The sequence below is a fragment of the Streptomyces sp. NPDC049954 genome (assembly GCF_040656295.1).
Taxonomy (GTDB): Bacteria; Actinomycetota; Actinomycetes; order Streptomycetales; family Streptomycetaceae; genus Streptomyces.
On record NZ_JBFALS010000002.1, the window covers coordinates 611,907 to 623,665 of the forward strand.

At 72.2% G+C, this 11,759-nt stretch carries 11 protein-coding genes; 3 read left to right on the top strand and 8 right to left on the bottom strand.

The window, feature by feature from the left end:
• Nucleotides 1–24: 24 nt before the first annotated feature.
• The 7 genes from AB0J21_RS06225 to AB0J21_RS06255 all read right to left on the bottom strand — a co-directional run bounded on the left by AB0J21_RS06225 (nucleotide 25) and on the right by AB0J21_RS06255 (nucleotide 8,237).
• A complete protein-coding gene (locus AB0J21_RS06225; RefSeq protein ID WP_363144624.1) occupies nucleotides 25–840 on the bottom strand; it encodes a hypothetical protein in 816 nt (271 codons plus the stop codon).
• Entirely contained in the window at nucleotides 837–1,784 is a 948-nt protein-coding gene (locus AB0J21_RS06230; RefSeq protein WP_363144625.1) for an ABC transporter ATP-binding protein, read from the bottom strand. Before AB0J21_RS06230 ends, AB0J21_RS06225 begins: the two co-directional genes overlap by 4 nt.
• Nucleotides 1,781–3,430, bottom strand: coding sequence for a hypothetical protein (locus tag AB0J21_RS06235; protein ID WP_363144626.1), 1,650 nt, complete (start codon nucleotides 3,428–3,430; stop codon nucleotides 1,781–1,783). The genes AB0J21_RS06230 and AB0J21_RS06235 overlap by 4 nt, the downstream gene beginning before the upstream one ends.
• Entirely contained in the window at nucleotides 3,427–4,632 is a 1,206-nt protein-coding gene (locus AB0J21_RS06240; protein WP_363144627.1) for a homoserine O-acetyltransferase, read from the bottom strand. The genes AB0J21_RS06235 and AB0J21_RS06240 overlap by 4 nt, the downstream gene beginning before the upstream one ends.
• A complete protein-coding gene (locus AB0J21_RS06245) occupies nucleotides 4,629–6,110 on the bottom strand; it encodes a radical SAM family RiPP maturation amino acid epimerase (RefSeq protein ID WP_363144628.1) in 1,482 nt (493 codons plus the stop codon). The genes AB0J21_RS06240 and AB0J21_RS06245 overlap by 4 nt, the downstream gene beginning before the upstream one ends.
• A 211-nt stretch (nucleotides 6,111–6,321) precedes the next feature.
• Nucleotides 6,322–6,750: a hypothetical protein gene (locus AB0J21_RS06250; protein ID WP_363144629.1), complete on the bottom strand. Its 429-nt coding sequence runs from the start codon at nucleotides 6,748–6,750 to the stop codon at nucleotides 6,322–6,324.
• A gap of 452 nt (nucleotides 6,751–7,202) precedes the next feature.
• Nucleotides 7,203–8,237 carry a ParB/RepB/Spo0J family partition protein gene (locus AB0J21_RS06255; protein ID WP_363144630.1) on the bottom strand — a complete coding sequence of 345 codons (1,035 nt, stop codon included), beginning with the start codon at nucleotides 8,235–8,237 and terminating at the stop codon, nucleotides 7,203–7,205.
• A 213-nt stretch (nucleotides 8,238–8,450) separates the two neighbouring features.
• Between AB0J21_RS06255 and AB0J21_RS06260 the strand changes: the two genes are divergently transcribed.
• From AB0J21_RS06260 to AB0J21_RS06270, 3 genes are all read left to right on the top strand, one after another.
• Nucleotides 8,451–8,897, top strand: coding sequence for a helix-turn-helix transcriptional regulator (locus tag AB0J21_RS06260; RefSeq protein ID WP_363144631.1), 447 nt, complete (start codon nucleotides 8,451–8,453; stop codon nucleotides 8,895–8,897).
• 248 nt (nucleotides 8,898–9,145) lie between these two features.
• Nucleotides 9,146–9,535, top strand: a complete 390-nt coding sequence (locus AB0J21_RS06265) for a hypothetical protein (protein ID WP_363144632.1) — start codon at nucleotides 9,146–9,148, stop codon at nucleotides 9,533–9,535.
• Nucleotides 9,532–10,716, top strand: coding sequence for an MAB_1171c family putative transporter (locus AB0J21_RS06270; protein WP_363144633.1), 1,185 nt, complete (start codon nucleotides 9,532–9,534; stop codon nucleotides 10,714–10,716). The genes AB0J21_RS06265 and AB0J21_RS06270 overlap by 4 nt, the downstream gene beginning before the upstream one ends.
• Before the next feature lie 26 nt (nucleotides 10,717–10,742).
• On the opposite strand, the gene AB0J21_RS06275 is transcribed toward AB0J21_RS06270, so the two are convergent.
• Complete coding sequence (locus AB0J21_RS06275; RefSeq protein WP_363144634.1) at nucleotides 10,743–11,705, bottom strand: helix-turn-helix domain-containing protein; 963 nt, start codon at nucleotides 11,703–11,705, stop codon at nucleotides 10,743–10,745.
• Between the last annotated feature and the right edge of the window lie 54 nt (nucleotides 11,706–11,759).

Below are 11,759 nucleotides of genomic sequence, written 5' to 3' on the forward strand. Positions count from 1 at the left end.
GGGAGGGTGCGGGCCGTGGCCCGGTCAGGAGTCGAGGACGTTCTCGGGGCTGAAGCGTGCCGCGACCAGGGTCACGGACACGACGGCGATCAGGAGGGTGCCGCCTCCGGCGGCCAGCAGCAGCCGCCCGGCTCCCAGGCGCGGCAGCCCGTACGTCAGCACGAACAGGGAACCGACCGCGGGCACCATGGAGACGAGGTTGCCCAGGTTGCCCCCGGACAGCCCCGCCGCGCCGCCGACCTGCGTCAGCCGCGGGAACAGCAGGCTGACGAGCAGCGCGAGGCTGCCGCTCGTGAGGGCGATGAGCAGCGGAAAGACCAGGGACAGCACCGTGTAGGCGGTGTCCAGGCGCAGGTGCGCCGAGGTCGTGCCCACGACGAGGCTGATCGCCGCGACCAGGATCGCCATGTAGGCCGCCCAGAACCCGGTGGCCGCGGCCGCCATGTAGCCGAGGACGGCCGTCGAGATGCGCCGCGGCGTGTAGGGGGAGGCGAGCAGTTCCTCCAGCCCTCCGCGGGTGACCTCGGCGCCCACCAGCCCCTGCACGGCGCGGGTGACGGACACGGAGTTGAAGAGTGCGGCCAGCGCCGGGCCCAGCGTCAGCAGGATGCCGACGGTGAGCGCGTGGCCGCCGCTCGTGTAGCGCGCCGCCACGTCGAGGAAGGACCCCGCCCCGTTGACGGCGCCGCTGCCGCGCAGCGAGGTGAACAGCATGAGGGCCAGGACCGCGACGAAGGGCAGCACCGGGGCGAGCAGGTGGCGTCTGCCCTCGTGCAGCAGCCGCCACAGCAGGGCCCGGGTGAGCGCGAAGGGGCGGGGGACTCCGGTCGGCGCGGTCACCGCTGCTCCCAGGTCCGGTAGGCGGGCGGTTCTTCGTGCGTCCGTTTGTCGAGGCGCAGGAAGATGTCCTCCAGGGTGTTGCCCGCGTGCGCCACTTCTCTCAGGCCGACGCCGCTGCGCACGAGTTGCTCGATGAGCGTCTCGCTCTCGCTCTCGTCGCCGACCTCGACCAGCACCGCGCCGTCGCCGGACGGGACCGGCTCGTGGCCGAGTCCGCGGAGTACGCCGGTGGGGTCCAGCCGGGCCCGGACGCGCAGCCGCAGCCCGTGACCGAGCATCTCCTCGCGCAGTTCGGCGGGGGTGCCGCGCGCGACGACGCCGCCGTCGCTGAGCACGACGACGTCGTCGGCCAGTGTCTGGGCCTCGTCCATGTTGTGGGTGGAGGCGAGGATCGTGCGGCCGTCCGTGGCCAGGTGCCGCAACCGCTCCCGCAGGTCCGCGGTCGCCGTGGGGTCCATTCCGGTGGTGGGTTCGTCCAGCAGCAGGACGGGCGGATCGCAGAGCAGGGCCTTGGCCAGGGCGACGCGCTGGGTCTGCCCGCGGCTGAGGGTCCCGGCGGCGCGGCCGGCGAGGTCGTGGAGCTGGAGCGCGTCGCTGACCTCCGTGAGGCGTCGCGTACGCAGCGGGCCGGGCAGGTCGAGGACGCGGGCCCAGTAACCGAGGTTGTCGGCGACGGTCAGCTGGGGCGAGAGCGCCGCCCGGTGCGCGGTCACGGAGATGAGGCGTTTGGCCCCCGGGTCGTGGTGCGGGTCCCGCCCCGCGATGAGCACCCGTCCGGACGTGGGCCTGAGCACCCCGGCCAGGACGCGGAACAGCGTGGTCTTTCCCGCGCCGTTGGGGCCGAGGAGGACGTGCACGCCCGGGCCGAGGTCCACTGTCACGTCCCGCAGCACCGGTCGTCCCCGGTACCCGGCGTGGACCCCGTCGGCGGACAGCACCGTCATGGATTCCCCCGCGTGGTGAAGTGGTCGATGGTCAGCATCGTATGTCCGGCGCTCGTGGTGCCAAGGGCGTGATGTCGAACGCCGCGGAGACCGGCCGCCTCGGCCGCCCAGGCGAACACCTGTGGTTCGACGGGGTATTGGTGGGAGTAGCCGTGCGTCGCGTCGAGATCGGTCGCCAGGGTCCGGCCGTTGAGCGCGGCGGCCTGCCTGGTGTCCATGGCGTGCGCCTCGATGACGACGAGACCGTGCCGGTGCGCGAGCCGGCGCCAGCCCCGGAAGTGCTCCGCGAGGTCGTGGGCCATGGCGTCCGGGGTGATGGCCTGCCCGTCGGCGGTCGGGAAGAAGCGCAGCATGCGGGGCGGTACGGGATCCCCCGGGCCGGGGCGGCGGGGCGGCGGGGGACGGTAGTCGCGGTCGTGGACGACGGACTTGCTGACGTGCAGGGCGTCGGTGGCGTCGAGGCCGTGCGCGGCCAGGGCGCGGGCCGTCTCCTCGGGCGCGGTGATGTCGCCGTCGATGACGAGGTGGGGGATGCCCGCCCGCGCGAGCCGTTCGGAGGTGATGCGGCGCGCCACCGGGCTGGGCTCCACGCCGACCATGATCAGCGGATGGTCCGCGAGCTGCCGGCCCCGCCGCGTGCGGTCGCGTATCGCCGTGTAGAGCGCGTGGAGCAGCTTTCCGTCTCCGCAGCCGGAGTCGACGACGAGCGCGGGCTGCCGCGCCGGGTCCGCCGTGTCGAACAGGGGCAGGCACACGTCGAGGAAGGGGTCGCGGCACGTCGCGGTGAACACGTCTCCGCTGAAGACGATGTCCAGCTCCCGGTCGAGGTGCGCGTCCTCGTCGGTGGCGGTGTCCACCGCGAGCGGATCGCCGAACAGCAGCTGGTCCACGACCCGGAAGGCGGGCAGATAGCTGACGGGGTGCCAGTACTGGCGTGCGCAGGTCGCCGCGGCGCGGCCGAGCGGGGTGAGCCGGGCCCGGTCGCCGTCCTCGTCCAGGACGGCCCAGCCCTGGAGCGCGAGGATCTCGCACATCGTCCTGAGCGCGCGGTGGTTGGTCCCGTCGGCGGTGAGGGGCACGCCCCGCTCCGTGTCCAGAAGCCCGTGCTTGGCCAGGTGGGCCATGACCGGGGCGGTGAGGTGGCCGTCCAGGTGGGCCACCACCTGGAGGCGGGGGGCGACGGGGCGCAGACCGGCGGGCACCTGCCACTCGGCGCGCAGGTGGTCGCGGGCCGCGACGAGTTCCCGTTCGCCCTCCGGGTCGCGGTCCGAGAACAGGACCCGGCCCAGTCGCTGGGCCAGGGGCAGGAACGCGACCGCCGCCGCGTAGTGGCCGGCGAGCGTGGACAGTACGGCCCGCCCGTGCCGGGTGGGCCGGTAGCTCAGCGTGTCGAGCGGGCCTTCGGGGGCGTGCGGGGTGAGCCAGCCCTGGTTGGCGAGCAGGCCGAGGGCCACGTGCAGGTAGCCGGGGGCGGCACCGGTGTGACGGGCCAGCTCGTCCACGGTCGCGGGTGCCCCGTCGAGGAGTTCCTTCAGCACTCCGTGCTCGTGCAGGGCGACCACGGTGGTGCCGATCGACAGTCCGTCGATGTGGCGGCACACCTGCTCCCAGGCCAGTGTCAGCGCGTGTGGTGCGGCGGTCGTCATCGGCCCTCTCCCGGGGCTGCGGCCAGGAAGGGGGTGACCTCCCGGGCGAGTGCGTCGACTTCGTAGAGGAACGCGCCGTGTCCCAGCGCGCTGTCCAGCACCGTGTGCCGCGACGGTTTTCCCTGCCGCCGCAGCACCTGGTGCAGGGCGTCGGTCTCCTCGGGCGGATAGCGCCAGTCCGAGCCGTAGCTGACGAACAGGGTCCGGGCGCGGACGGGCCGCAGCGCGGCCTCCAGACCGCCGTACTGGCCCGGCAGGTCGAAGTACTCCTCGGCGCGCATCAGGTGCAGCAGCGCGTTGGGGTCTATGTCCGCGTGCTGCCGGTGCGCGATCTGGTCGAGGAACGCCTCGACGGCGAACTCCGGGCCCAGGGTGTAGCGCCGCTGCCGCCCCGTGACGGTGCGGCGGGCGAACCGCTGCCCCATCGCCTCGCGGCTCATCCAGACGGGTACGGCGGCCACGAGGGCCCCGGCCAGGCCCTGGACCGGACCGGGGCCGTCGTAGTAGTCGCCGTCGGCGAAACGCGGATCGCTGCGGATGAGGTGACGCATCACGGAGAAGATCGCGACGGTGTGCGCCGAGGTGTCGGGCCCGGTGCCGATGACGACGGCGTTGCGGACGGCGTCCGGATGGGAGACGGCCCATTGCAGCGCCTGCTGGCCGCCGAAGCAGCCGCCGACGACCGCGTGCAGACGCGTGACGCCCAGGCGCTCCACGAGCCGGAACTGCGCGTTGACCATGTCCTCGATGGTGACGACGGGGAAGTCGCCCGCGTACCTGCGGCCGGTGGCCGGGTCGGTGCTCGCCGGTCCGGTGGAGGCCCCGGCGCCCGCGAGGACGTCCGAGCAGATGACGAAGTAGCGGTCGGTGTCGAGCATGCGGCCCGGACCGATCGCGGCGTCCCACCAGCCCGGATGCCGGTCCTGGGGGGTACGGCGGCCCGCGGCGTGCGCCCCCTTGGTGAGCGAGTGGCAGACCAGCACCGCGTTGCCGCCGTCCGGGGCCAACTGCCCGTACGTCTCGTACGACAGGTCGAAGGCGGGCAGTGTGCGACCGCAGCTCAGCTCAAGGGGGGTGTCGAAGTGCATGAGCGCGGGCTCGACGACCGGCGGGAGCGCGGGGCGGACCCCGGTGGCGGCCCGCCCGGACGCACGGCCGCCGGCCCCCGGCGGGTGCTCCGCCGCCCGGTACGTGTCCGTCACGACGCGGCTGCCCGGGTCGGCATCCCCAGCGCCACCGGTACCGGCTCGACGGCGGGAGGCTCGGGCTCCTCGTCGAGCAGCCCCTCCTCGAACAGCGAGTTGAGCCAGGAGAGCGTCTGCACGCGGGGCACCCCGGCGCGCCTCTCGCGCCGCACGGCGAGGTCCTCGGCGCTGTTCACCCCCTGGGTCAGGCACTCGGCGAGGTCGTCCAGATCTCCCTGGACGAGGGCCAGACGCTGCCCGCGGGAGACCGCCCGCAGCTCCCCGTCCGCCACGGTCACCGCCACGTCCGGGCGCAGGCGCACCGGGTCCTCCAGACGGAGCCGGGTGCGCATGTTCCGCGCGATCATCCCCTCGACCAGTTCGCCCAGCTCCGCGCCGGTGTCGAACGTGCCCTGGTCCAGGACCCAGTAGCCGAGCGGCCAGCGGTCGGACGCGTCGCAGGGGGTGATCAGCTGGACGCTGCGCTCCACCATGTTGAACAGGAACCCCGACACACAGGCGATCGTCGAGCTGGCCTCTTCGGGCACCATCTCGTCACCGCGCTTGTGCGCGAACTTCCGGGCCCGCCCGGAGTTGGACTTCCGGAACGACTTGGCCGCCCCCTTGTTCTGCGGGATGCACTCGACGTGCAGCAACTCCTCGGCGCTGAACGCCTCGTGGAGCCGGTTGAGGGCGCTGACGGCGATGATGGAGAAACGGTCGACCTTGGAGCCGCGCGCGCGGGCCAGCTCCAGCAGCCCCCGGGTTCGCTCCACGTCCTTCTGCCCGATGGCCGTGGTGGTCTGCGGGCACTGCCCGAAGACGTCGTGGAACGCCGTGAGGAAGTGCTCGTAGTCAGGGTTGTCCAGCGGATCGGTGGCCCAGTAGAGGAAGGCGTCACGCATCGGCTCCCCGATGGTCGTCCGCATCACCTCCAGGGTCTCGTCCCAGAGTGCCGCGTTCTGCTCGCTGTAGGGCCACGTGTGGTCGAACTTGGGGGCGGCGACCCCGCAGAACCAGCAGCCGACGGTGCAGCCCTTGGACAGCTCGAAGGCGGCGGGGGCGTGCACGATGGCCTGCGAGCGGGAGGCGCCGAGTTCCCCTACGCACCGCTTCATCTGCCGGGCCCGCCACACGGCCATGCGCCGGTCCGAGGTCGTCTGGCCGTGGGCCCGCAGCTCGGCGCGGTGGGCCAGCTTCTCCTGCAGGAACGCCCGGTAGCGGCGGGCGGACAGCGGCAGCTCGGGCCGGGCGCCGGGCGCCCGGTCGTCCTCGTCGCCGAGGAAAGGCAGCACCTGAGGGGGAGACAGCGGGGACCCGATGGCTCTCAGCGCCCCGGCCGGGTCCTCCTCGAACCGTTCCCGGAACGCCTTGTCCACGAGCCATCGCTCCAGCGTCCTTTTCGTCCATGCGACGTCACTCAGGTAGTCGGCCGGGACTCCGGACGAATTTCCGAGCAGCGCGTGGAATTCTTCGGCCGGAATGCTCGTGGACATGATGACCCCTCATTTCCTCAAGGAAAAAAGCATGAAAGAAGGCACACCGGAAAGCGGCGTGCGTCGCGGACCGGCCGCGTGGAAAAGCGGCCAGGTACCTCGGTGGCCCGTATCCCAGGGGAATCCGGGGGCCGGCGCCAAGCCGGCCCCCGGCACGCCGTTACGGCTCGAATCGATCAGCCGCGGCGCTCACCCTCGATCCCGCGCCCGCTCAGGTCACCACGACGACGGCGACGGCCGCGGCGGCGGCCTCCGCCGCCACGACCACGTCCGCCACGGTCCACACCCAGCCGTTCTCGACGGCCGCGGCGCGGTTCAGCACCAGCTCCGGCGTCCCGTCCAGCTGAAGACCGGCCGGGGCGAGGGGCAGCACGACGTACCACGTGGTGTCGGTGGACTGCACGAGCCGCAGTTCGCGGCCGGCCTCCAGCGGGAGAGCCTGCTCGACCAGGGCGACGGCCGTGGTGCTGTCGGCCGCGTCGGGCGGCAGGCTCACGTACTTCGCGGCCGGCGTGTCCTGGACTATCGCCAGGTCGACGCCCTCGGGGCACTCGAAGCCCTCCTCCGCGAGAACGGCCTTCGGTCTCGCGACGAGGTCGTTCCGGTACTCCTCGTCCTTCCACGCACGAGCGACAGCCATCGCCACGATGGAGCTGCCGCTTTCACGCAGCACGGAATAGTCCGCTGCAACGGTCATACTTGGTTCACGCCCTTTCGGATACGAATTGTCTATAGGCCGGACCGGGCACCGGTGAATCGCCCCCGGAATTCGGCCGGACAGGTGGACTCCTGAACAGTAAGCGGGGCCCTTCGGCGGCTCAACGGATTCCCCGAACAGAACCTGAACGGCAATCCCGGAGCATGTTCCCGAACGCGTTCCCGAACGCGTTCCCGAACGCGAATCGCGGACGGGAAACTGGAATCCTTCATTCTCGCGGAAGTGCCTGTGGCCCACGTCCGGGCTCGGGCGGGGCGAAAAACACGAAACCCGGCTGTCGGCAAGACGCGTCTGCCGAACAACCGGGAAACCGGACAACGGGGAAACCGGACAACGGGGACCAAGGGGGCAGGGCGGGGGTCAGAGGACCGGGATCAGAGATCCTGCTCCAGGATGCGGGCGATCTGGAGCCAGGACTCCGCGTAGCTCCGCGCCATCTCCGCCATGGGCGCGGCCCGGTGCGCGGGGACGGCGCCCGCGAGCCGCCGCCACTCGGCGGGCCCGGACGGGTGGGCGTTCAGCAGCCGCAGAAGGCTGCGCCCCGACGCGGAGAGGCGCACGGACGGGTCTCGCCGCATGCCCTCCAGTACAGCGGGCGTCTCTGGGAAGGCCGGTGGCGGCGAGGGGTGGCGCGGGAGGCGGCCGTCCCCGGGCTGTGCGCCCCCGGTGGCCCCGCCCCCGCCCTCCTCCCCCTCGCGTCTGAGCCTCGGCGGGAGCACGTCCTGTCCCTGGAGGACGCGGCGGCGCACGTCGCTCGCCGTCGCCAGGGAGACACCGGCCTCCCGCGCGATCCGCCGCAACGGCGCTTCGGGCTCCCGGGCCACCAACTCCCCTGCTCGTAGCCGTCGTTCGGCCGGGTTCACCGGGCGGGCGCGGCCGTCCGCGCCGAGTCGCTCGCCGGGTTCCCCGTTCAACTGGGGAACGTCCGCGGTCGAACGCCCCCGGACGGCCGCCACGGTCTTGGGCGACATGTGGGTCACGGTCGCGATGCGCCGATCCGACCACTCGGGGTGAGCGGCGATGATGCGCTCCGCGGCTGCGGCCCGCTCGGCGAGCGAAAGCGGCTTTCCGTGAGCCGAGTTGAGCCGTACGGCGAGGATGAACGCCTCGTCCTCGCTGCCCTCGAAGTAGCGGACCTCGACGTCCTGCTGGCCGCGCAGCACGGCGGCCTGGACCCGGTGCACGCCGTCGAGAACGCGCATCGTGCCGCGGTGGACCACGACGGGCGGCAGGGCCACGTGCAGTTCGGCGAGCGCCCGGACGTGGCTGATATCCGCCCCGGAGGTGCGCGGGGAACTCGCGTTCGCGAGGTCGGCGACGGGCACCCGGTGGATCTCCGGTCCGAGGCCGCCCTCCGGCGTTTTCGCGCGGTGGCGGGGTGTGCGTAGCTCGTGCTGGCCCGTCGGCATACCGTCCCCCACCTCGCGCGTGACTTCGACACGGAGCTGACCATGGACTCACGAGTATGTATCAACCAATGGCTGATTTTCTACAGTTGAGATCGTCGCGGGGGGACGCTACCCCAGCCGCCCAGACGTTTCAACTGCCGTAGCTCCCAGTACACTCGGCCTGCGTTCATCCGGGTGGAACCGGCGCTGCCGGACTCGCGGCAAGGAGGGGTGATGGCACACGGGACGACGCACACCCTGGCGAGCAGGCTGAACCAGCTCTTCTCGACCGTCCGGTCCGAGGCGGGGCGTGAGTACAGCAACGAGCAGGTCGCGGCCGCGATCAGGCTGAAGGGCGTCACGATCTCCCAGAGCTACATCTGGCAGCTGCGGAAGGGCACCAAGACCAATCCGACGCTGAGGCACCTTGAGGCGCTCGCCGACTTCTTCGGGGTGCCCGCCGCCTACTTCTTCGACAACGAGACCGGCGACCGCGTCGGGGAACAGCTGAAGCGGCTGGCCGAAGCCCACCCGGTGCAGGGGTCCGCGCCCAGCGACGTGCGGCTGATGGCCATGCGCGCCGGGGAGTTGTCGGACGAGCGGCGCCGTCAGGTCATGGACCTGCTCGACGTCGTCTACCGCCTGGAGCAGGCGGAGCGTCAGAATACGGCCGATGAATGAACTGCCGCGCTCCCGCCCGCCCGACCGCCTCGGTACCGCGTCTGTGCGCGACCGCTCTCCGTGACCACGTGACGGCGCGCGACAGGCTCCGACCGTAGGAACACGAAGTCCGGGGGAACACCGTGCACGAATGGAGGCTGCGGCGGCGCTGCAGGCGCGCGCTCCAGCAACTCGGAGTGGAACCGCCTCTCAGAGTCGAGGTGTTGTGCCGACTGCTCGGAGAGCAACGGGGCAGACCCATCCGGCTGATGCCGCACTCGCTGCCGGTTCCGGGCCCGTCCGGGCTGTGGATCGCCTCGGGTTCGGCCGACTACATCTTCTACCAGCGCGAGACCAGCAAGGTCCACCAGGACCACATCATCCTGCACGAGATCGGCCACATCATGGCGGATCACCAGAGTCAGGACACGGGCGGCGAGGTGCTCCGGCACCCGTTGCCCGCCCTCGACGCCGAGGTGGTCGAAGGTGCCCTGTGGCGCTCCTCGCACGACGAGGACCGGGAGCGCGAGGCCGAGTTGGTCGCCACCATCATCCTCGAATGGGCCTCGGTACTGGACAGCGTGCCGCCGCCCGCGGCGACGGAACCTTCGGTCGACCGTCTCCAGGCCGCGCTCGGTGACCGGCGGGGCTGGCAGTGACGGAGCTGGCGGTCGTCGTCGGGACCGCGTTCGCCCTGCTGCTGGGCTGGAAGATCAGCCAGCTCCTCCGGTCACCGCGCGACGCGCCCCTGCGCGCCGTCACTCTGTGCCTGACGAGCGCGGCCGCCTCCTTCTGCCTGGCGCTGCCGCCCCTGTCCGGGCCGATCGACTCCGTGGGGGGCCACGGCGCGCCACGGCTGGTGCAGAACGTCTTCGCGTTCGGCATGGTGTTCTGGCTGATGTGCTTCTACCTGTACTCCGCGACGGACCACCGCCGCGGCCGGGTGCGGGCCCGGTGGGAGCTGCTCCCCCTCGGCCTCGCGGTGCTGGGCCTCTCGGCCACGACGGTCGCCGCCGCCGGGCGCGACGGCGGGGGAGGCTACGACAGCGTGGACATGCGGCTCGGCGCGGTCGCCGCCTTCTACGTCATCGCCGACCTGTACCTCGTCTACGCCCTGGCCATGGCGCTGCGCTGGACCTGGCGCTATGCCCGGGCCGCACGGCAGGACCTGGCGGTGGGCCTGTGGCTGATGGCCGCGGCCCTCGCCGTCATCGCGGCCGTGAGCGCCGTCCGGGCCGTGCTGACCGTGGTCCGCTGGCGCGGTGCCTCCGTCGCCCCGGCCGTCACGACCGTCTCCGGCCACCTGATCGCCGCGGCGCTGCCCCTGTTCCTCATCGGCGCCGGATACCCGGCGGCCCGCGGCCGGCTGGCGGTCCTGCGCGTACGCCGCCAGCGGCGCGGCATGTACCACCGCCTGTATCCGCTGTGGAGCCTGCTGCACGAGACCTATCCGCAGGACGCCCTCTACCCCGATCACGCCGGTCGGGCCGGTCTGCTGCGCCGTCCGCGCGGCGTGCACCACCTCTACTACCGCAGAGCCATCGAGTGCCGTGACGGCCTGGTGCGCATCAGCCCCTACCTGGGGCAGCCGGAGGCCGCCGCCACGGACCTCTCCGACGTCTCGGCCGAGGCCCTGGCGGACCGGCTGCGCGACGCCCTCCGGGCCCAGTCGGAAGGCCGCGAGGCACCGTACGGCCCGATCGCCGTGGCTCTGCCGCACGCACAGGGGCTGGACGCCGACGTACAGCAGCTCGTCAAGCTCTCGGACGCGCTGACCCGCCGCCCCGCACACCACACGGGGACGAGGAGGACCGAGGACGCCCCGCGCGGATCGACGTGACGGAACGACTCCTCCGGCCGGCCCCGTCAGAGCGTGCCCGCCGCGCAGTCCCTGCACTGTGACGCTTTGGTGGGGAGGGCGCGTTCGCAGGTGTCGCAGCTGTGGGTCCAGCGGGTGGTGGAGCGTGGTGCGGGGCGGGGTGTTTCGTACGGGGTGGGGCGGGGGCCTGGTGGGGGCATGGGTGGCAGGCCGGTGCGCAGGCGGTGGGTGAGGAGGGCGGCGGGGCGGTGGAGGGGTTCGGGGAGGTTGGTGGTGAGGGCGGTGCGGATGGCTTCGGGGCCTGCTTCGCGGGTGAGCCATTCGGCGACGGCTGGGGTGAGGTGGGCGACTTCTGTTTCGGAGAGGAGGAGTCGGGGGTCGGCGTGGCGTAGTGCGGTGAGGATGCGGGTTGCTCGCGCGTGCACGGGGGAGAGCGGGGTGGGGGTGGCCGGTGGGGCCTCGGCGCTGGTATCGGCTTCGGCCTCGGTGTCGGCGTCGCTGCTGATCCCGGGTGCGGGTGCGGGTGCCGGTGTCGGTGGTGTGGGTTCGCGGTGGTCGTCGTACGGGTCTTCGGGCGGCTGTGGCTGTGGCTGTGGTTGTTGCGGTACGGCCTTGGTGCGCGACAGCCGGGCGACGCGGGTGACGACGGTGGGGCGGGTGGGGGCGGTGTCCCCCTTCGGCTGGTTGTACGAGGTGGTGCGGGTGACGATGGCGCCGCTGGGCAGTCGTACGCGTTCGCGGTGGTAGTAGCCGTGGTGTTCCAGTTCGCGCAGGGCGGTGGCGATGCGGGCCTCGCTCTCCGGGAAGCGGGAGGTCAGCCGTTTGATGCTGACGTCGGCTCCGGCGGGGAGGGACTGGATGTAGACGGCGAGGCCGATGGCGATGAGGCTCAACTCGGCGTGTTGTGCGAGGTGGTTGCCGATCACGGTGAAGTGCGCGGTGTGTCGGCGGTTGGAGTGCGTGACTCCGCGACAGGGCGCGGACAGCCGATTAAGCTGGGTCCCAGCCATGAGGAAGGCTCTCTCTTCCGAATTGGTCAGGCCCTCGCCGGGATGCCCGTCCCT

Bases quoted from the DNA above. Each gene is read 5' to 3' on its own strand.
- AB0J21_RS06235 (WP_363144626.1), bottom strand. From the start codon at position 3,430: ATGACGACCGCCGCACCACACGCGCTGACACTGGCCTGGGAGCAGGTG.
- AB0J21_RS06265 (WP_363144632.1), top strand. From the start codon at position 9,146: ATGCCGCACTCGCTGCCGGTTCCGGGCCCGTCCGGGCTGTGGATCGCC.
- AB0J21_RS06250 (WP_363144629.1), bottom strand. From the start codon at position 6,750: ATGGCTGTCGCTCGTGCGTGGAAGGACGAGGAGTACCGGAACGACCTC.
- AB0J21_RS06230 (WP_363144625.1), bottom strand. From the start codon at position 1,784: ATGACGGTGCTGTCCGCCGACGGGGTCCACGCCGGGTACCGGGGACGA.
- AB0J21_RS06245 (WP_363144628.1), bottom strand. From the start codon at position 6,110: ATGTCCACGAGCATTCCGGCCGAAGAATTCCACGCGCTGCTCGGAAAT.
- AB0J21_RS06255 (WP_363144630.1), bottom strand. From the start codon at position 8,237: ATGCCGACGGGCCAGCACGAGCTACGCACACCCCGCCACCGCGCGAAA.
- AB0J21_RS06275 (WP_363144634.1), bottom strand. From the start codon at position 11,705: ATGGCTGGGACCCAGCTTAATCGGCTGTCCGCGCCCTGTCGCGGAGTC.
- AB0J21_RS06260 (WP_363144631.1), top strand. From the start codon at position 8,451: ATGGCACACGGGACGACGCACACCCTGGCGAGCAGGCTGAACCAGCTC.